The organism is Streptomyces sp. NBC_01716 (assembly GCF_036248275.1).
GTDB lineage: Bacteria > Actinomycetota > Actinomycetes > Streptomycetales > Streptomycetaceae > Streptomyces.
In genome coordinates this window covers 7,121,423-7,140,306 of sequence record NZ_CP109181.1, presented here as the reverse complement: position 1 = coordinate 7,140,306, position 18,884 = coordinate 7,121,423, and the positions used below count along the sequence as shown (strand labels likewise).

The 18,884-nt window shown below is 68.5% G+C and carries 18 protein-coding genes; 1 reads left to right on the top strand and 17 read right to left on the bottom strand.

Annotation, left to right across the window (positions count from 1 at the left end; all coding sequences use genetic code 11):
* Positions 1–5: 5 nt before the first annotated feature.
* From OIE74_RS31475 to OIE74_RS31425, 11 genes are all read right to left on the bottom strand, one after another.
* The gene (locus OIE74_RS31475; protein WP_329392519.1) at positions 6–2,834 is read right to left on the bottom strand and encodes a DEAD/DEAH box helicase; all 2,829 of its coding nucleotides are present in this window, start codon (positions 2,832–2,834) and stop codon (positions 6–8) included.
* An 89-nt stretch (positions 2,835–2,923) separates the two neighbouring features.
* Positions 2,924–3,817: a twin-arginine translocase subunit TatC gene (gene tatC, locus OIE74_RS31470; RefSeq protein WP_329389663.1), complete on the bottom strand. Its 894-nt coding sequence runs from the start codon at positions 3,815–3,817 to the stop codon at positions 2,924–2,926.
* Between the two features lie 112 nt (positions 3,818–3,929).
* Positions 3,930–4,223, bottom strand: a complete 294-nt coding sequence (tatA, locus tag OIE74_RS31465; RefSeq protein ID WP_329389660.1) for a Sec-independent protein translocase subunit TatA — start codon at positions 4,221–4,223, stop codon at positions 3,930–3,932.
* 206 nt (positions 4,224–4,429) lie between these two features.
* On the bottom strand, positions 4,430–4,627 hold the full coding sequence (locus tag OIE74_RS31460; protein WP_329389658.1) for a hypothetical protein: 198 nt from the start codon (positions 4,625–4,627) through the stop codon (positions 4,430–4,432).
* Positions 4,628–4,644: 17 nt separating this feature from the next.
* Entirely contained in the window at positions 4,645–4,920 is a 276-nt protein-coding gene (locus OIE74_RS31455; protein WP_443076290.1) for a hypothetical protein, read from the bottom strand.
* 14 nt (positions 4,921–4,934) lie between these two features.
* Positions 4,935–5,903 (bottom strand): helix-turn-helix transcriptional regulator, encoded by a 969-nt coding sequence (locus OIE74_RS31450; protein ID WP_329389656.1) that lies wholly within the window; start codon positions 5,901–5,903, stop codon positions 4,935–4,937.
* An 18-nt stretch (positions 5,904–5,921) separates the two neighbouring features.
* Positions 5,922–6,878 carry a helix-turn-helix transcriptional regulator gene (locus tag OIE74_RS31445; protein WP_329389654.1) on the bottom strand — a complete coding sequence of 319 codons (957 nt, stop codon included), beginning with the start codon at positions 6,876–6,878 and terminating at the stop codon, positions 5,922–5,924.
* A 196-nt stretch (positions 6,879–7,074) separates the two neighbouring features.
* The gene (locus OIE74_RS31440) at positions 7,075–7,449 is read right to left on the bottom strand and encodes an FKBP-type peptidyl-prolyl cis-trans isomerase (RefSeq protein ID WP_329389652.1); all 375 of its coding nucleotides are present in this window, start codon (positions 7,447–7,449) and stop codon (positions 7,075–7,077) included.
* 43 nt (positions 7,450–7,492) lie between these two features.
* Positions 7,493–8,428: an FKBP-type peptidyl-prolyl cis-trans isomerase gene (locus OIE74_RS31435; protein ID WP_329389650.1), complete on the bottom strand. Its 936-nt coding sequence runs from the start codon at positions 8,426–8,428 to the stop codon at positions 7,493–7,495.
* Between the two features lie 288 nt (positions 8,429–8,716).
* A complete protein-coding gene (gene pafA, locus OIE74_RS31430) occupies positions 8,717–10,078 on the bottom strand; it encodes a Pup--protein ligase (RefSeq protein WP_329389648.1) in 1,362 nt (453 codons plus the stop codon).
* A 9-nt stretch (positions 10,079–10,087) separates the two neighbouring features.
* Positions 10,088–11,359, bottom strand: coding sequence for an MFS transporter (locus tag OIE74_RS31425; RefSeq protein ID WP_329389646.1), 1,272 nt, complete (start codon positions 11,357–11,359; stop codon positions 10,088–10,090).
* 136 nt (positions 11,360–11,495) lie between these two features.
* Here OIE74_RS31425 and OIE74_RS31420 point away from each other — a divergent pair, with 136 nt between their 5' ends.
* Complete coding sequence (locus OIE74_RS31420; protein ID WP_329389644.1) at positions 11,496–12,548, top strand: LacI family DNA-binding transcriptional regulator; 1,053 nt, start codon at positions 11,496–11,498, stop codon at positions 12,546–12,548.
* A gap of 93 nt (positions 12,549–12,641) precedes the next feature.
* Here the strand turns inward: OIE74_RS31420 and prcA are convergent, their stop codons facing one another.
* The 6 genes from prcA to arc form a co-directional block, all read right to left on the bottom strand.
* Entirely contained in the window at positions 12,642–13,415 is a 774-nt protein-coding gene (prcA, locus tag OIE74_RS31415; protein ID WP_329389642.1) for a proteasome subunit alpha, read from the bottom strand.
* 53 nt (positions 13,416–13,468) lie between these two features.
* Positions 13,469–14,314: a proteasome subunit beta gene (gene prcB / locus OIE74_RS31410; RefSeq protein ID WP_329389640.1), complete on the bottom strand. Its 846-nt coding sequence runs from the start codon at positions 14,312–14,314 to the stop codon at positions 13,469–13,471.
* On the bottom strand, positions 14,266–14,814 hold the full coding sequence (locus OIE74_RS31405) for an endonuclease VII domain-containing protein (protein ID WP_329389638.1): 549 nt from the start codon (positions 14,812–14,814) through the stop codon (positions 14,266–14,268). Before OIE74_RS31405 ends, prcB begins: the two co-directional genes overlap by 49 nt.
* Positions 14,815–14,866: 52 nt before the next feature.
* Positions 14,867–15,085: a ubiquitin-like protein Pup gene (locus OIE74_RS31400; protein WP_329389636.1), complete on the bottom strand. Its 219-nt coding sequence runs from the start codon at positions 15,083–15,085 to the stop codon at positions 14,867–14,869.
* A 133-nt stretch (positions 15,086–15,218) separates the two neighbouring features.
* Positions 15,219–16,730 carry a depupylase/deamidase Dop gene (gene dop / locus OIE74_RS31395; protein WP_329389634.1) on the bottom strand — a complete coding sequence of 504 codons (1,512 nt, stop codon included), beginning with the start codon at positions 16,728–16,730 and terminating at the stop codon, positions 15,219–15,221.
* A 236-nt stretch (positions 16,731–16,966) separates the two neighbouring features.
* On the bottom strand, positions 16,967–18,733 hold the full coding sequence (gene arc, locus OIE74_RS31390) for a proteasome ATPase (RefSeq protein WP_329389632.1): 1,767 nt from the start codon (positions 18,731–18,733) through the stop codon (positions 16,967–16,969).
* Positions 18,734–18,884 lie beyond the last annotated feature (151 nt).

The following is an 18,884-nucleotide window of genomic DNA, read 5'->3' as shown; positions in this document are numbered from 1 at the left end:
CGCCGTCACCCCACCGAGCTGTACGCCACGACCCCGCGCAGCACCGCGTCGACCGCCTTGCGCGCGTTCTTCGCGACCGTGCTGTTCTCGCGGGGCGCCGCCGCGGCGATCTGCCCGAGGACGTCGATCACCTGCTTGCACCAGCGGACGAAGTCACCCGCCGGCATCTCGGCGTCCCGCAGCACCTCGTCGAGTCCCTTGCCCGACGCCCACATGTACACGGCCCAGGCGAAGCCGAGGTCGGGCTCGCGCTGGCCGACGCCCTCCGCCTGGTTGATCTTGAAGTCCTCCTCCAGCGCGTCGAGCCGGCCCCAGATACGGACCATCTCGCCGAGCGCGGCCTTCGCCGCGCCAGTGGGCAGCCGGGGAGCCACCGCGTCGTCCGACTGGCGTGCCTCGAAGACCAACGCCGAGACGCACGCGGCCAGTTCGGCCGGGGAGAGCCCCTCCCAGACACCTTCGCGCAGACATTCGCTGGCCAGCAGGTCCAGTTCGCCGTAGAGCCGCGCGAGCCGCTTGCCGTTGCCCGTGACCTCGTTGCCGCGCAGATAGTCCATCTCCGTGAGGAGGGCGACGATACGGTCGAAGGTGCGGGCGATGGTGTTCGTCCGGCCCTCGATCCGCCGCTCCAGCTGCCGGGTGTCCCGCTGCAGCCGGTGGTAGCGCTCGGCCCAGCGCGCGTGGTCCTCGCGCTCGTCGCAGCCGTGGCACGGGTGCGCGCGCAACTCCGAGCGCAGCCGGGAGATCTCGCGGTCGTCGGCTGCCGGCGCCCGCCCCTTGCGGTGCCGCTCCGGCACGATGTGACCGGCCTTCGTGCGCAGCGCGGTCGCCAGATCCCGGCGCGACTGCGGCGAGCGCTGGTTGAAACTCTTGGGGATCCGCATCCGCTCCAACGGCTCGACCGGCACCGGGAAGTCCATCGACGCGAGCCGCTTGACCTGCCGCTCGGCGGTCAGGACGAGCGGCCTCGGGCCGTCGTGATACTCCATGCCCCGGTGTCCGTTGGCCCGCCCTGCCGACAGCCCGGGGTCGAGCACCAGCGCGAGCCCGGCGAACTTTCCGGTCGGGACATGGATGACATCACCGGGCTTGAGCTTCTCCAGCGAGGAGGCAGCGGCGGCCCGCCGCTGCACGGCGCCCTGCTTGGCCAGCTCCGTCTCGCGGTCCTTGAGGTCGCGGCGCAGCCGCGCGTACTCCTCGAAGTTCCCCAGGTGGCAGGTCATGCCCTCCCGGTAGCCCTCCATCCCCTCTTCGTTCCGCTGGACCTGCCGGGAGATCCCCACCACCGACTTGTCCGCCTGGAACTGCGCGAACGACGTCTCCAGCAGCTCGCGCGAGCGGTGACGGCCGAACTGCTGCACCAGATTGACCGCCATGTTGTACGACGGCCGGAAGCTGGAGCGCAGCGGATACGTGCGCGTGCCCGCGAGACCGGCGAGCGCGCCCGGGTCCATGCCGCGCTGCCAGAGGACCACCGCGTGGCCCTCGACATCGATGCCACGGCGTCCGGCGCGCCCGGTCAGCTGGGTGTACTCGCCGGGCGTGATGTCGGCGTGCTGCTCGCCGTTCCACTTGACGAGCTTCTCCAGGACCACGGACCTGGCGGGCATGTTGATACCGAGCGCCAGGGTCTCCGTGGCGAACACGGCCTTGACCAGACCGCGCACGAACAGCTCCTCGACGACTTCCTTGAAGGTGGGCAGCATGCCGGCGTGGTGGGCGGCGATGCCGCGCTCCAGGCCCTCCAGCCACTCGTAGTACCCCAGCACATGCAGGTCCTCGGTGGGGATGGACGCGGTGCGCTCCTCCACGATCTCGCGGACCCGCGCGCGCCTGCTGTCGTCGTTCAGCCGGAGCCCGGCGTGCAGACACTGCTGTACGGCGGCCTCGCAGCCGGCCCGGCTGAAGATGAACGTGATGGCGGGCAGCAGGTCCTCGGCGTCGAGCCGCTCGATGACCTCGGGCCTGCCCGGCGTCCAGATCCGGCCCCGCTGCCGGCGCTCGCGCTCCCGGTCCGCCTCCCGGACCATCTTCCCGCGGCGGCGGTCGCGGGGGTTGTACGTTTTCTGATTCTCCATCCGGGCCAGCCGGACGAGGTCGGGGTTGACCTCGCGGCGGGCGCCGCCCCGGCCGCCGTGGTCGGTGCTCTCCTCGAAGAGGTCGTACATCCGGCGGCCCGCGAAGACGTGCTGCCACAGCGGCACGGGGCGGTGCTCGGAGACGATCACCTCGGTGCTGCCACGGACGGTGTCCAGCCAGTCACCGAACTCCTCGGCGTTGGAGACCGTCGCCGACAGTGACACCAGCGTCACGGACTCGGGGAGGTGGATGATCACCTCTTCCCAGACGGCGCCCCGGAAGCGGTCGGAGAGGTAGTGCACCTCGTCCATCACCACATAGCCGAGCCCGGTCAGCGACTGGGAGCCCGCGTAGAGCATGTTGCGCAGGACCTCGGTGGTCATGACAACCACCGGCGCGTCGGAATTGACGCTGTTGTCGCCGGTGAGCAGCCCGACCTTGTCCGCGCCGTAGCGTTTCACCAGGTCCGCGTACTTCTGGTTGGACAGCGCCTTGATGGGCGTGGTGTAGAAGCACTTACGGCCCTCGGCGAGGGCCAGGTGCACGGCGAACTCGCCGACGATGGTCTTGCCGGAGCCGGTGGGCGCGGCGACCAGGACGCCCTTGCCGGACTCCAGCGCCTGGCATGCCTCGATCTGGAACGGATCGAGGCCGAAGTCGTACATCTCGCGGAACGGTGCGAGTGCGGTGGCCTGCTCGGCTGCCCGGATCCGAGCTGCGGCGTACCGCTCGGCCGGTGTGAGGTCCTCTGTCATCTTGCTCACGAGCCTACCCGCCACCTCTGACAGTCAGCGCGATCTTTACGGGCGAGGTACCACGGCCCACCGGCGGTCGCCGATCCAGGTCAGGTGATGTCGTCGTAGCCGTTCACCCGGGCCGTGCGGCCGCTGTCCGCCTGCTCGGGCAGTGCGGCCACGGACGGGACCGGTTCGACATCGCCGACGCTCTCAGGGGTGTGGTCCAGATCCGACGCCTCGTCGTCGTCCAGATCCGCGTCCGGGTTCTTGCGGCGCCTGCGCCGGTCGTTGATGAGCGAGAAGCCGACCGCGCCGAAGTAGAGGACGACGATGGGACCCGCCAGCGCGAGCATGCCCACGGGGTCGGTCGTCGGGGTGATCACCGCGCCGAAGACGAAGACGCCCATGACGACGCCGCGCCACCAGCCGGCCATCCGGCGGCCGGTCACGATGCCGGTCATGTTGAGCATGACCAGCACCAGTGGCAGCTCGAAGGCGAGACCGAAGACCAGCACCATACGGGTGGTGAAGTCGAGGACCTCGTCGAGCGAGAGGATGTTGGACGAGCCTTCCGGCGTGAGGCTGATGAGCACCTTCACGCTGATCGGCAGGATGATGTAGGCCAGGTAGGCACCGGCCGTGAAGAGCGGCACCGCGCTCGCGACGAACGCGTACGTGTACTTCTTCTCGTTCTTGTGCAGGCCCGGGGCGATGAACGCCCACAGCTGGTAGAGCCAGACCGGACTGGACACGATGATGCCGGCGGTGAGACTGACCCGGATCGTCGTGGTGAACGGCGAGGTGAGGGTGTTGAAGGAGACGACGGCACAATTGCCGCCGTCGCTCTCCTGGAGCCCGTTCTCACACTTGGGGACCGACTCCGAGAGGAACGACATGATCTGCTCGCTGTAGAACACCGCCACGATCGTCACCACGACGATCGCGAGGATCCCTTTCGACAGCCGGTTGCGCAGCTCACGAAGATGCTCCACGAGCGGCATGCGCCCCTCGGGATCCTTCTCTTCTGTGCGGGCAGACTTGGGCAACCCACGTCCTCATCTCGTGCGGAAGGCCGTCACCGTGCCCGGTGCGTGCATCGGCCCAGGGGTCGGATCAGCGCTTGGTCGAGTCGGTCGGCTCGGCGACGGGGCGCGAGCTCGTGACATCGCCGGGCGCGGCCTGGATCGTCCGGGGCGCGGGCTGGTCCGGCTCGGCGGAGGCGGTCGGCGGGTCCGTCGGAACGGTGCCGCCCTTGTTGTCGTCGGTCTTCATCGCCTTCGCCTCACTCTTGAGGATGCGCGCCGACTTGCCGAGCGAACGGGCCATGTCGGGAAGCTTCTTGGCGCCGAAGAGCAGGATGATGACGACAAGAATGAGGATGATCTCGGTGGGGCCGAGCCTACCCATAGCGATTACCTTCTTCACCGAGGCGACAGGAGTCTTGGACGACAGCCGGACAGTTGTCTGACCACCGTGCTGGCAGCGATCGTAACCCGCAGGGGTAAACGCTGGGCAATGCCTGTGCGTACTCCCTACGACGGCCCCCGCCTCCAGTCCGAGACCGCTTCGTCACCCTACCGCCCGAACTGGTGATGGAGGGAGGGTGCATTCATTTATCGGATGGCATCGCCGGTCTTCGCGAGATGGGTGGCGGCCAGCTCCAGCTCCTCGGCCGCCTGATTGATCCGCCGCGTGGTGGAGGCGACCTGATGGCCGAGGCGCTGGGCCTCGACGAAGACACGGACCGCGAGGACACCGAGCACGGTGAGTCCGCAGAATCCGAGGGCGATGGCGAACATGGGCCAGAACACGCGAGGAAGCCTTTTCCCTAGAGAGTCGAATGCAGGCGCAGCGTCCGGACACCGCCGCCCGTGAGCAGTTCGACGATGCGTTCACCGGCGGGTTTGCGCACCGCCGTCTCGCACTCGGGGCAGGTGAAGGAGTAGAAGGTCGTACGGCGGCTGGCGCCGATCGCGAGCCGCAGCGCGCCGGCCGAGAGTTCGAAGCGGGCCCGGCACTCGGGGCAGGCGGCCTGGAAGAGGACCGGCACCATGGACGCCGGCACCATGGACGCCGACGTCGAGAAACCACCCATCACGGACATCTCCCCCAAATCCCCTAGTTGCGTCGGTAGTCGTCGGCTTCGTACGCCGCCAGCGCCTCGCCCGCCGCCAGCCGCGCGCTCTCCGCGAGATCCGGCGGGAAGGTGATACGGCCGTCCCTGCCGAGACGCAGCGCGAGCCGGCGCAGCGAGGCCGGCGCGGGCGTGCGCAGCGTGATCCGCAAGCCCCCGTCGGGCAGTTCCTCCGCGCTGTCGTGCGGGTAGTACTCGGCGACCCAGCGCCCGCCGGGCCCGACCTCGACCACCACTTCGGGATCCTCGGCCGCCGGCTGCACCAGCCCCTCGGAGAGATCACGCAGCTCCAGCTCCGGCGGCGCGGCCGGTTCGTCGAGCAGCCTGATCTCGGCGACCCGGTCGAGCCGGAACGTACGCCGCGCCTCGGAGAGCCGGCACCAGGCCTCCATGTACGTGTGACCCACGGCGAACAGCCTGATCGGGTCGACCTCGCGCTCGGTCAGCTCGTCGCGCGCCGGGGAGTAGTAACGCAGCCAGAGCCGGCGCCGCTCGGAGATGGCCCGGTCCACGTCCGCGAAGACGCCGCCCTCGGACTCGAAGGTGACCGAGAGCCGTGAGCTGGCACCCGCCACCTCCCCGGCGGCGGCCTCCAGCTTGGCGGTGGCCCGCAGCAGCGCCTGCCGGTCGCTCTCCCGCAGCCCCGGCAGGGTGGCGACGGCGCGGGCGGCCACCAGCAGCGCGGTGGCCTCGTCCGCGGCGAGCCGCAGCGGCTCGGCGACGTCGTCCGGGTTGTGCCACCAGATGCGGTCCCCGTCGGTGTCGATGTCGAGCAGGTCACCGCCGCGGAAACTCGTCCCGCACATGGGCAGCACGTCGAGGTCCGAGATCAGCTCGTCCTCGGTGATCCCGAAGGCGCGTGCGACGTCCTGGACGTGCGCCCCCGGGCGCTCGCGCAGATAGGTCACCAGCGAGAGCATCCGGCGGGTCTGGTCGATGGCGTTGGCTGCCATGGTGTGTACGAAGTCCCCTCAGGCCTTGGCCACGGCGCGCAGCCGGTCCACGACGTCGGCCCGCAGATCCGCGGGCTCCAGCACGACCACGTCGGGCCCGAACTCCACCAGCCAGGCGTCCAGACCGTGACCGTACGGAATCTCCAACTCGTCCCAGCCGTCGCCCAGTTCACGCGACGACACAGCCCTGGCGCGCAGCGGATATCCGCTCTCGGAACGGAGCCGGATCAGCGCCGAGCGCGTCGCCGTCTCACCCGCCCAGGTCTCCACGGTCTCGCGCACGGTGACCACGTCGGGGACGGGAGCGGTGAACTCCCCCGCCCTGGAGCGGACCCGGCCGGTGATCCGCGAGAGCCGGAAGACCCTCTCGGCCCGGCGCTCCCGGTCCCAGCCGGCCAGATACCAGTGGCCCCGCCAGCACTCCAGGGTCCACGGCTCGACCTGGCGCTGCTCGGGCCTCGCGGCGTTGGCCTTGCGGTAGTCGAAGACCACGGGCCTGCGGTCGCGGCAGGCGAGCATCAGCGGCTCGAACGCGGCCTCATGGACGGGAATGCGCGGCTCCAGGGCGCTGTGGTGCGCCTCGTACGAGTCCTCCGCCTCCGGCATGCCCGCGGCCCGCAGCTTCTGGAGCGCGCCACTGGCCGCGCCCGCGAGCCGGGCCTGCTGCCACACCTTGGCGGCGAGACCGAGCGCGGCGGCCTCCTCGGCGTCCAGCGTGATCGCGGGGAGCCGGTTGCTGTCGCGGCGGGCGAGATAGCCGGTCTCGCCGTCCAGATTCTCCACGGTCTCGATGACCAGGCCGAGTTCGCGCAGATCGTCCTTGTCCCGCTCGAACATCCGGTTGAAGGAGTCGTCGGAGCCGGCTTCCAGATACGCCTCGATGGACTCGCGCAACTCGCGCTTGCTGAGCGGGCGCCGGGTGCCGAGCAGGCACAGCGCGAGATTCATCAACCGCTCGGCCTTGGCAATGGCCATCGACGCCCTACACCTCATTTGATAGTGCCGGATCCGCGCGTCGACCGTACCGCCCGGCGGTCCCGCGGTAAAAGCCGAGGGCCCACGCCGGACAGCATGGGCCCTCGGTGTGTCCGTATGTGATCGGACAGGTGCGTCATTCCGCCGACAACGCCGATCGGCCGCGTCGATCAGCGACGCCGGCCGGAGACACCGGTCAGACGGAGACGAGATCGCAGACGAAGATCAGCGTCTCGCCGGGGGCGATGGCACCGCCGCCCGCGCCACGCTCGCCGTACGCGAGGTGCGAGGGAATCGTCAGCTGACGGCGCCCGCCGACCTTCATGCCCTGGACACCCTGGTCCCAGCCGGAGATGACCTGTCCGAGACCGAGCTGGAACGACAGCGGCGCACCGCGGTTCCAGGAGGCGTCGAACTCCTCACCGGTGGAGAAGGCCACGCCCACGTAGTGGACGGAGACGGTGTCGCCCGCCTTGGCGACGGCACCATCGCCCTCCCAGATGTCCTTGATCTCCAGGTCGGCCGGCGGCTCGCCACCCGGGAAGTCGATCTCGGGCTTCTCGATGCTCACTGAACTGCTCCTCTAAATGATGAACGGGGCAACCGGGACAGTCTTACACCTTCGCCAGGATGTCCACGGCGAACACCAGAGTGGAGTTCTTGGGGATGCCCTGCTGCTCCTTGTCTCCGAACGCCTCCGCCGGCGGGATCACGACCAGCACACGGCTGCCGACCTTCTTGCCCACGACGCCGTCCTTCAGCCCCTTGAGGGTGAGCTGCGGCAGCGGGAACGTGACGGTCTTGCCGTTCTTGTACGTGCTGTCGAAGGTCTTGGCGTCCTTCCACAGCAGCGCTTCGTAGTTCAGCACGACCGAGTCGGTGTCCTTGACGACCTCGCCCTTGCTCTCCAGCACGTAGTTGGAGACGAGCTTGGCCGGCGGGTCCACCTTCGGGATCTTGACCGTGGGGGCCTTGCCGTCGGCGTTCACCCCGACCTTGGGCAGGTCGGCGTCGTCCTGCGCGACCTCGGTGCCCTTGGCGGTGGTCGGGACCTGGGTCGCCTTCAGGATGTCGACGACGAAGACGAGGGTGGAGTTGGGCTTGATGTCGCCCTGGCCCTGCGCCCCGTAACCGAGCTCCGGCGGGATGCCGAGCGCGACCCGGCTGCCGACCCGCTGGCCCTCCAGGCCCTTGTCCCAGCCCTGGATGACCATGCCGGCGCCGAGCGTCAGGTCGAAGGGGGCCTTGCGGTCGAAGCTGTTGTCGAAGGGCTTGGTCGAGTCCCACGACTGGCCCAGGTAATTGACCTGGATCGCGTCACCCTTCTTGAGCTTCTCGCCGTCACCCTCACTGATGACGTCGGTCTGCAGCTCCTTCGGAGGGGTCCCCTCACCCTTCCCGAGAGTCGGCTTCTCACCGAACTTGGCACCCGCTGTGATCTCGGGAAGCCCGTTCTTGGACGAGGTGGAGTCGGAGCCTCCGTCGTCACCGCAGGCCGCTGTGGACAGCAGCAGGAGGGGGATGACGATGAGGCCGGCAAGTCGGCGCACGAATTCCTCAGATCTCAGACGGAAGGTTAAGTTCCTCGACACTCTAGGGGGTGTCTTGTCGATCAGGCCGGATAAGGGAGCGGGGTCTGGTGCGTGCGATCGCAAGGCGGAGGAGGGGGACGACGCGGAGCGTCGGCGACCGACGACAACGCGGCGAGCGTGCGTGCCAGGGACCGCGAGCCCGGCAAGATCGGCAAGACACCCCCTGGGGGCGTGGCAAGGGCCCCGCACGAGAAACGTACGGGGCCCGAGTCGCGTTCCGGACGGCCGGAACCGGTGATCGAACTGTCACATACCGGCGATCAGCTTTTCCACCCGATCGTCGACGGATCGGAACGGGTCCTTGCACAGCACGGTGCGCTGCGCCTGGTCGTTGAGCTTGAGATGGACCCAGTCGACGGTGAAGTCCCGCCGCTGTTCCTGGGCCCGGCGGATGAAGTCTCCGCGCAGCCGTGCCCGGGTGGTCTGCGGGGGCACGGACTTGCCCTCGAAGATCTTCATGTCGTTGCAGATCCGGGCCGCCTGGCCGCGCTTCTCCAGGAGGTAGTAGAGCCCGCGACGGCGGTGGATGTCGTGGTAGGCGAGGTCTATCTGGGCGACCCGGGGGTGGGACATGGTCATGTTGTGCTTGGCCCGGTAGCGCTCGATGAGCTTGTACTTCATGACCCAGTCGATCTCGGTGCCGATCCGGTCCAGATCCTCGGCCTCGATCGCGTCGAGCGCCCGGCCCCAGAGCTCCAGGACCTGCTCCACGGTGCCGGTGCGGATGCCCCGGCGGTCGACGAAGTCCACGGCCTTCTCGTAGTACTCCCGCTGGACCTCGATGGCGGACGCCTCGCGCCCGCTGGCCAGGCGCACCTTGCGCTGGCCCGTGATGTCGTGGCTGACCTCGCGGATCGCCCGGATCGGGTTCTCCAGAGTGAGGTCACGCATGACCGTGCCCGCCTCGATCATGCGCAGCACGAGATCCGTGGCGCCGACCTTGAGGAGCATGGTCGTCTCGGACATGTTCGAGTCGCCGACGATGACATGCAGCCGGCGGTAGCGCTCCGCGTCGGCGTGCGGTTCGTCACGGGTGTTGATGATGGGACGGGAGCGGGTGGTGGCGGAGCTGACACCCTCCCAGATGTGCTCGGCGCGCTGACTGACGCAGTAGACCGCGCCACGCGGGGTCTGCAGCACCTTGCCGGCGCCGCAGAGCAACTGCCGGGTGACGAGGAACGGGATGAGGATGTCCGCGAGCCGGGAGAATTCCCCGTGGCGGGCGACGAGATAATTCTCGTGGCAGCCGTAGGAGTTTCCCGCCGAATCGGTGTTGTTCTTGAACAGATAGACGTCGCCCGCGATTCCCTCCTCGTGCAGGCGGCGTTCGGCGTCGACGAGCAGGCCTTCGAGAATGCGCTCGCCCGCCTTGTCGTGCGTGACCAGTTCGGTCACGTTGTCGCATTCGGGTGTCGCGTATTCCGGATGCGATCCCACGTCGAGGTAGAGGCGGGCGCCGTTCCGCAGGAAGACGTTGCTGCTGCGGCCCCATGACACAACACGGCGGAAGAGGTAGCGCGCCACTTCGTCAGGGGACAGCCGGCGCTGTCCCCTGAAGGTGCACGTGACGCCGTACTCGTTCTCCAGCCCGAAAATGCGGCGGTCCATGTCTGAACATTACGCCTGATGGCCTGAGCTGAAACCGTGTTGGGCCGCACCGTTGCGATCATTTTCGAGACCGGCTTCCCCAATGGGGCCGGTCGCGGCGTCCTCGCGGGGAGCCGCGAGGACCTTCCGGGTGGCCAGCAGAACCAGCAGCGCGGCGCAGCCGCCCGCCCCCGCGACGCCGAAGCTCTCCGACGTACCGGCGAGTTCGACGACCGGGCCGGCCACCCCCGTACCGAAGGCGGCGCCGACGCCGAAGGTCGTCACGAGCCAGGAGAAGGCCTCCGTGACGGTGCCGCGCGGGGCGTGCCGGTCCACCACGATGAAGGCACAGGCCAGCGCGGGCGCCAGGAAGACCCCGGCGAGGGCGGCGAGCCCGGTCATGGCCACGACGCCGGGAGTGAGCATCAGAGGGAGGTAGCCGGCGGCGAGCAAAGCGGCGATCCCCAGCAGCCGGCGTTCGGGGGTGCCGGTCCACTGTCTGGCCCCGTACGCGAGGCCGCCCACCAGCGCGCCGAGACCGAGAGCGGCCATCAGCCAGCCGTACACCGACTCGCGGCCCTGGTCGTCCGCGTACGCGACGCCGGCGACGGTGATGGAGCCCAGTGCCAGGCCGATGAAGAGGAAGGCGGCCAGAAGCGCGAGAAGTCCGGGTGAGCGCAGGGCGCCGAGCCAGTGCGCCTCGCGGGGCGCCGAGCGCCAGGCGCGGGAGGGCTCGGAGAGCACGACCGTGAGCGCGCCGACGACGCCTATGGCGTTGATGACCAGGAGGGCGGCGCCCGGGGACCAGAGGGCCACGAGGAGGGTGACGAAGAGCGGTCCGGCCGTGAACATCACTTCCTGCGCCACGGCGTCCATGGCGTACGCCCGGTGCACCCGGTCCTCCCGGCCGAGCACGCTGGGCCACAGGGCCCGCAGACCGCCTTCGAGGGGCGGGGTGAAGAAGCCCGCGACGACCACCGCCGCGTAGGCGAGGGGCAGCGGGTCGATGCCGTTGGCGGCGAGGAACGCCATGCCGAGGGCGGAGACGAGGGCCGCGGGGAGCTGGACCCGCGGCTGGCCGACCAGGTCCACGGCACGGCCGAGCAGCGGCTGGCCGATCGCGGTGGAGAGCCCGTACACGGCCGCCAGGACGCCCGCGAGGGTGTAGCTGCCGCCCGCGTCGCGGGTGAACAGGACGATCGCGATATGGCCCGTGGCGCTCGGCAGCCGCCCGACGAGCGTGCCCGCGAGCAGCCGCGCGGCGTGCGGTGCCCTGAGAATCTCCACATAGCCGGTGGCCATGGCTCCCCCTTCTCTCCCCCGGTTCGCCCGGCACGGCAGGTTTTACGTATAACGTGCGGGCTCATACGTACCATGTCCGGAGCCCGCGGGTCCACCGGCTTTCGGGCCGCAGCAGTCACCGCGGAGGACGACACCCATGACAGAGCCGCCCCGTACGGACCGGTCCGGGCCCGGCACCGCCGCGAGATCCGCGAGGCCGACCAGCAGGGACGTGGCGCGCGCCGCCGGGGTGTCGCAGGCGACGGTCTCCCTCGTGCTGGGCGACAAGTGGACCGGCCGGGTCTCCGAACGCACCGCCGGACTCGTCCGCGACACGGCACGCGAGCTGGGCTACCGGCCCAACCTCGCCGCCCGCAGCCTCCGCCTCGGCCGGACCAGGACCGCGCTCCTGGTCGTCCCGGCACTCACCCACGAGTTCTTCGCCCGCGTCTACACAGGCGCCGCGTCGGTCGCCGCCGAACACGGATTCGGGGTGGTCCTCTATCCGTCACCGGAGGGCGTCGGACCCGCCAGAGACCCGTTCGCCTCCGCACGGGCGGCACTGGACGGCGTGATCGCCTCCTCCATGGCCACCGACGCGCTCGCCGCGATCCGGGGCACCGACCTGCCGCTGGTGATGCTCGACAGCGACCCCGCCGGATCCGGCGCCGCCGCGCACGTGAATCTCGACATCGCGGACGCCATGCGCCAGGTGACCGGCCACCTCCTGGGGCAGGGCCACCGCAGCATCGTCCATCTGGCCTCGGCCGTGACGTCCTGGACCTTCACCGTGCGGGCCGACACCCTCGCCGAGGCGGTACGAGGGGTGCCGGAGGCGGTCGTACGCACCGTGCCCTCGGCCCTTGAGGTGCACGCGGCACAAGAAGCGGCCGAACGGGCCCTGCGTGGCCCGGGGCCCCGCGCCACGGCACTGATCTGCGACAGCGACGTACTGGCGGCGGGCGCCGTCAAAGCCGCCCGGAAACTCGGCCTGCGAGTGCCGGACGACATCTCCGTCACCGGCTTCGACGACTCGGGGCTCGCGACCGCGCTGGAACCGGAACTGACCACCGTACGGCTGCCCGCCGAACGGGTCGGCGAGCACGGGATGTCGGCGCTGCTGGCCATCCTCGACGGACGCGAGCCCGAGAACACCGTCCTGCCCGTGTCCCTGGTGACCCGCGGCTCGACAGCGCCCCCGCCGGCCTGAGAGAGACGGACCGGCGGCCTCGCGGAAGGTGCCCGGACAGACCGGTGCCCCGGACCGCACGGGCGGTACGGGGCACCGGAGGACTCGCGTCACTCACTCGTCGGACTCGCCGGATCCTTCCGTCTCCTCGGTGTCCGAGGGAGCGTCCGTCGGCGTGGACGCCGCGCCGTCCGCCTCCAGCAGACGCGCGAGCTGACGCCCCACAACGCGCTTGAACTTGCGCTGCTGCGGCCGGGTACGGTCCAGGACCGCCACCTCCAGCCGCTCGGCGGGAATCTCCCGCTCGCCCCCGTTCGTGTCACGGGACAGCGCCTGCACAGCCAGCTTCAGCACCTCGGCGAGCGTCATCCCGTCACGGTGCTGCTGGTCCAGGAAGGTGCTGATCTGCTCGGAGTTGCCGCCCACAGCCACCGAGCCGTGCTCGTCGACGATCGATCCGTCGTGCGGCAGCCGGTAGATCTGGTCCCCGTCGGCCGTCGGACCCACCTCGGCGACGACCAGCTCCACCTCGTACGGCTTCTCGCCGGCGCTGGAGAAGATCGTGCCGAGCGTCTGCGCGTAGACGTTGGCGAGCCCACGGGCCGTCACATCGTCGCGGTCGTAGGTGTACCCGCGCAGATCCGCGTAGCGGACACCGCCGATGCGCAGATTCTCGTACTCGTTGTACTTCCCGGCGGCGGCGAAACCGATCCGGTCGTAGATCTCGCTGAACTTGTGCAGCGCGCGGGACGGGTTCTCACCGACGAAGACGATGCCGTCGGCGTACTGCAGCACAACCAGGCTGCGACCGCGGGCGATGCCCTTGCGGGCGTACTCCGCCCGGTCGGCCATGGCCTGCTGGGGTGAGACATAGAACGGCGTCGACACCGGCTATCCGTCCCTTCCTGTCAGTGACATGTCTTATCAGAAGAGGCCGGGCGTCAGAGCAGCTCGGCGCGCGGGCCGTCGGGCTGTTCCAGCCGGCGCTCGATGATGGAACGGGCGACCCGGGAGGACTCCTCCTCGGTGACCCTGCGGAAGCCCTCGTCACTCATGATGTTGACAAGGGGATAGATCTTGCGGGCCACGTCCGGGCCGCCGGTGGCCGAGTCGTCGTCCGCCGCGTCGTAGAGCGCCTGGATGACGAGAGTGATGGCCTGCTCCTCCGTCAGTCCCTCACGGAAGAGCTTCTTCATCGCACCGCGCGCGAAGAGCGAGCCCGATCCGGTCGCCGCGTACCCCTGCTCCTCGGAACGGCCGCCGGTGACGTCGTAGGAGAAGATGCGGCCCTTGCCCCGGTCGACGTCCCAGCCGACGAAGAGCGGAACGACGGCCAGACCCTGCATGGCCATGGCGAGATTGCTGCGGATCATGGTGGAGAGCCGGTTGGCCTTGCCCTCGAACGAGAGCTGCGCGCCTTCGACCTTCTCGAAGTGCTCCAGCTCCAGCTGGAAGAGCTTGACCATCTCCACGGCGAGACCCGCCGTGCCCGCGATACCCACGGCCGAGTACTCGTCGGCCGGGAAGACCTTCTCGATGTCGCGCTGGGCGATCATGTTGCCCATGGTGGCCCGCCGGTCACCGGCGAGAATCACGCCGCCTTCGAAGGTGACGGCGACGATCGTCGTACCGTGCGGCGCCTCGATCGCGCCCTGGACGGGCGGCAGCACCCGGTTGCCCGGCAGGATCTCCGGCGAGTGAACGGCCAGGAAGTCCATGAACGAGGCCGACCCGGGCGTCAGGAAGGCAGCTGGTAGACGCCCGGTGCTACGAGTGTTGGCTTCCACGCGTTTCCCTCCAGGTATGCGGTGGCACGGCGCAGCGTGTCGGGATTGTCCCCCAACTTGCCAATGGCCGAATTGCAGTTGAAGCACAGTACGCCTCGGACCCTACCCGTCTCATGGCAGTGATCCACATGCGCGGCGGGGGCGGAGAGACAGATGACGCAGATACCCATCTGCGACGAGATCATCTCGTCGCGCTCCGCCATCGTGATGCCGTACTTCCGCTTGAAGTAGGACTGCCGATTCCGAGTGGCCCGGCAGGGCTTGCAGTAGCTCGCGTAGCCGTCCGACGACGTTGGGTTGAGCTCCCACTCCGAGTAGGCCTTGGCCTCGCCGCACTGTGGGCAACGCTTATACCCACGCGGGACAGGCACCTTCGCCCTCACCGTCCTGCCTCGCGCCTCCTGACGACGGCGGTGATATCCCGCAGCGCATTCGCGACAGTTGGTCTGGAGCCCATCAGGCCGAGACTTGTTGGACGCGAATGCGCTGACAGGAAGCATCGTCCGGCAGGTTGAGCACCGTTTCTCGGTGGTCGACTCGGACATCCGCTAACTACTCACCGCCCTTTTGCACGAAGGACCTCACGAAGTCCTCGGCGTTCTCTTCCAAGACGTCGTCGATTTCGTCCAGCACGGAGTCCACGTCGTCCGACAGCTTCTCCTGGCGTTCCTTGAGGTCCTCGGACTGCTGTGCGTCCTCGGTCGTCTCCTCGACGTCCTCGGTGGAGCGCGTCGCCTTCTGCTGCCCGCCGTCGGTGTCCTTGGTCGCCATATCCCTCACCCCGCTCGGTTGCCCCGCTCGATGTGACCTTCAAGATCCGACCCTACAAGCAGGGTCCGACATCGGCCCCGCAGTTCGTACAACGTCCGGGGGCCACCTTCATGATTCCCGGACCTGGACCATTTCAGCCGCCCGAGAGCACGCGGACGAGGTCTTCGGCCGTGCGGCACCGGTCCAGGAGCTCTTTCACGTGGTTACGGGTGCCCCGCAGCGGCTCCAGGGTCGGTACCCGCTGGAGCGAGTCCCGGCCCGGGAGGTCGAAGATGACCGAGTCCCAGGAGGCCGCGGCCACGTCGTCCGCGTACTGCTCCAGACAGCGGCCCCGGAAATAGGCCCGGGTGTCCTCTGGAGGCTTTGTCTCGGCCCGTTCCACGTCCGGTTCGTCCAGGAGCCGGTCCATCTTCCCGCGGGCCACCAGACGGTTGTAGAGGCCCTTCTCGGGGCGTACGTCCGAGTACTGGAGATCCACCAGATGCAGCCGCGCCGCGTCCCACTCCAGGCCGTCCCGGCGGCGATAGCCCTCCAGGATCTCCTTCTTGGTGACCCAGTCCAGTTCGCCCGACAGACTCATCGGGTCGCTCTCCAGCCGGTTGAGCGTGTCCTCCCACCGGCCGAGCACGTCCCTGGTCTGCTCGTCGGCGTCGGCGCCGTAGCGTTCCTCGACGTATTTGCGCGCCAGCTCGAAGTACTCCATCTGGAGCTGTACGGCGGTGAGTGTCCGCCCGCTACGGAGCGTGACCAGCTGTCCCAGGGACGGGTCGTGCGAGACCTGGTGGAGCGTGCGTACCGGCTGGTCCACGGCCAGGTCGACATTGATGAACCCGTCCTCGATCATGGACAGGACCAGGGATGTCGTCCCGAGCTTGAGATAGGTGGAGATCTCCGAGAGATTCGCGTCGCCGATGATCACATGGAGTCTGCGGTACTTCTCGGCGTCCGAGTGCGGCTCGTCCCTGGTGTTGATGATGGGCCGTTTGAGGGTGGTCTCCAGTCCGACCTCGACCTCGAAGTAGTCCGCGCGCTGGCTGATCTGGAAGCCGTGCTCGTGGCCGTCCTGGCCGATGCCCACGCGACCGGCGCCCGTGACGACCTGCCGCGAGACGAAGAACGGCGTCAGGTGGCGCACGATGTCCGAGAACGGGGTCTCCCGCTTCATCAGGTAGTTCTCGTGCGTGCCGTACGAGGCGCCTTTGTTGTCGGTGTTGTTCTTGTACAGCAGGATCGGCTGGGCGCCGGGGAGCTGGCCGGCGCGCTCGGCGGCCTCGGCCATGATGCGCTCGCCTGCCTTGTCCCACAGGACGGCGTCGCGGGGGTTGGTGATCTCCGGTGAGCTGTACTCCGGGTGTGCGTGGTCGACGTACAGCCGCGCGCCGTTGGTGAGGATCACGTTGGCCAGCCCGATGTCCTCGTCGGTGAGCTGGCTGGACTCGGCGGCCTCGCGGGCGAGGTCGAAGCCTCGTGCGTCCCGCAGCGGGTTCTCCTCCTCGAAGTCCCAGCGGGCGCGGCGCGCCCTGTGCATCGCCGCCGCGTAGGCATTGACGATCTGGGACGAGGTGAGCATGGCATTGGCGTTCGGTTGGCCGGGGACGGAGATGCCGTACTCCGTCTCGATGCCCATTACTCGCCGTACGGTCATGCGGCCCTCCTTGCCCGGCGGCGCTCCCGTTCGGGAACGGCGCTCAAGTACCGCTGTCTCTCCGGTGCGTGTGCGGTGCCTGTCCCCGCACTGCGCGACGCGGCGGTACCGAAGAGCCTAGAACGCCTTTGCACTGGTGGGGAGATCGTTTCCGTCATTGCCCTGGTGTGGTGAAAGGTACGGGGAAAGCAACCGGCTGCGGATGCCCGTCCGGACATCCGCAGCCGGTCTGTGCCTTACAGGTACTGCCCGGTGTTGGCCACCGTGTCGATGGACCGTCCGGTGTCCGCGCCCTGCTTTCCGGTGACGAGGGTGCGGATGAATACGATCCGCTCGCCCTTCTTGCCGGAGATACGGGCCCAGTCGTCGGGGTTGGTGGTGTTGGGCAGGTCCTCGTTCTCCTTGAACTCGTCGACGCAGGCCTGCAGCAGGTGGGCGACGCGGAGTCCTCGCTGGTTCTCGTCGAGGAAGTCCTTGATCGCCATCTTCTTGGCCCGGTCGACGATGTTCTGGATCATCGCGCCGGAGTTGAAGTCCTTGAAGTACAGGACTTCCTTGTCGCCGTTGGCGTACGTGACCTCGAGGAAGCGGTTCTCCTCGGATTCGGTGTACATCCGCTCGACGACCGACTGGATCATGCCCTCCACCGTGGACTCCGGCGAGCCCTTGTGTTCGGACAGGTCGTCCTCGTGCAGGGGCAGCGAGGAGCGGAGGTACTTCGCGAAGATGTCCTTGGCCGCCTCCGCGTCCGGACGCTCGATCTTGATCTTCACGTCGAGCCGGCCGGGCCGCAGGATCGCGGGGTCGATCATGTCCTCGCGGTTGGACGCGCCGATGACGATGACGTTCTCCAGGCCCTCCACACCGTCGATCTCGGCGAGCAGCTGCGGGACGATGGTGTTCTCCACGTCCGAGCTGACACCGGATCCGCGGGTGCGGAAGAGGGACTCCATCTCGTCGAAGAAGACGATGACGGGCGTGCCCTCGCTGGCCTTCTCACGGGCGCGCTGGAAGACCAGGCGGATGTGCCGCTCGGTCTCGCCGACGTACTTGTTGAGGAGTTCGGGGCCCTTGATGTTGAGGAAGTAGCTCTTCCCCGCGGGCCGGCCGCTCACCTCGGCGACCTTCTTGGCAAGGGAGTTGGCCACAGCCTTGGCGATAAGTGTCTTGCCGCAGCCGGGCGGACCGTAGAGCAGGATGCCCTTCGGCGGGCGCAGTTCGTGCTCCTTGAAGAGGTCCGGGTAGAGGTACGGAAGCTCGACCGCGTCGCGGATCATCTCGATCTGGCCGCCCAGACCGCCGATCTTGCTGTAGTCGACGTCCGGGACCTCTTCGAGGACGAGCTCTTCGACCTCGCTCTTGGGAACCACTTCGTAGACATAGCCGGAGCGCGGTTCGAGCAGGAGGGCGTCGCCGGCGCGGATGTTGATGTCGAGCAGCGGCTCGGCGAGCCGCACCACCCGTTCCTCGTCGGTGTGTCCCACGACCAGGGCGCGCTCGCCGTCCTCAAGGATCTCCTTGAGGGTGACGATGTCCCCGGCCCGCTCGAACTCCATGGCCTCGACCACATTGAGGGCCTCGTTGAGCATGACTTCCTGGCCGCGCCGGAGCTCTTCGAGCTCGACGCCGGGGCTGACGTTCACCCGGAGCTTGCGGCCCCCGGTGAAGATGTCGGCCGTGCTGTCCTCGTTCGCATGCAGAAAGACACCGAAGCCGGCCGGCGGCTGCGCGAGCCGGTCGACCTCTTCCTTGAGGGCCACGATCTGGTCGCGGGCCTCACGCAGCGTATTGGCGAGCCGCTCATTCTGCGCGGACACACCTGCCAGGTTCGTCTGCAGTTCGACGATCCGCTCTTCGAGAATCCTCGTATGACGCGGAGAGTCGGCGAGCTTACGTCGCAGGACGGCGATTTCCTGCTCGAGATAGGCAACCTGGCCGGCCGGGTCTTCAGACCCCCGCCCGGGCCGGATGCCGCGGTTGATGTCGTCGTCGTGGGCTGCCACGGTCCTCACCTCCTCCAAGGGGAGCTGGACGCTTCCTGACCCTACCTGGGTAGGTGGTGATTAAAACCCCTAGATCACAAAGACTGTCGGGGCGTGTCCGATCTTCACCCTTGCGCTCTCCCTCACGCCAGGGGAATACCCACCGTTCAAC

Bases quoted from the DNA above. Each gene is read 5' to 3' on its own strand.
- OIE74_RS31455 (WP_443076290.1), bottom strand. From the start codon at position 4,920: ATGTCCGTGATGGGTGGTTTCTCGACGTCGGCGTCCATGGTGCCGGCG.
- OIE74_RS31420 (WP_329389644.1), top strand. From the start codon at position 11,496: ATGACAGAGCCGCCCCGTACGGACCGGTCCGGGCCCGGCACCGCCGCG.
- dop (WP_329389634.1), bottom strand. From the start codon at position 16,730: ATGACCGTACGGCGAGTAATGGGCATCGAGACGGAGTACGGCATCTCC.
- OIE74_RS31445 (WP_329389654.1), bottom strand. From the start codon at position 6,878: ATGGCCATTGCCAAGGCCGAGCGGTTGATGAATCTCGCGCTGTGCCTG.
- pafA (WP_329389648.1), bottom strand. From the start codon at position 10,078: ATGGACCGCCGCATTTTCGGGCTGGAGAACGAGTACGGCGTCACGTGC.
- OIE74_RS31450 (WP_329389656.1), bottom strand. From the start codon at position 5,903: ATGGCAGCCAACGCCATCGACCAGACCCGCCGGATGCTCTCGCTGGTG.
- OIE74_RS31425 (WP_329389646.1), bottom strand. From the start codon at position 11,359: ATGGCCACCGGCTATGTGGAGATTCTCAGGGCACCGCACGCCGCGCGG.
- OIE74_RS31405 (WP_329389638.1), bottom strand. From the start codon at position 14,814: ATGCTTCCTGTCAGCGCATTCGCGTCCAACAAGTCTCGGCCTGATGGG.
- OIE74_RS31475 (WP_329392519.1), bottom strand. From the start codon at position 2,834: ATGACAGAGGACCTCACACCGGCCGAGCGGTACGCCGCAGCTCGGATC.
- tatC (WP_329389663.1), bottom strand. From the start codon at position 3,817: ATGCCGCTCGTGGAGCATCTTCGTGAGCTGCGCAACCGGCTGTCGAAA.
- tatA (WP_329389660.1), bottom strand. From the start codon at position 4,223: ATGGGTAGGCTCGGCCCCACCGAGATCATCCTCATTCTTGTCGTCATC.
- OIE74_RS31400 (WP_329389636.1), bottom strand. From the start codon at position 15,085: ATGGCGACCAAGGACACCGACGGCGGGCAGCAGAAGGCGACGCGCTCC.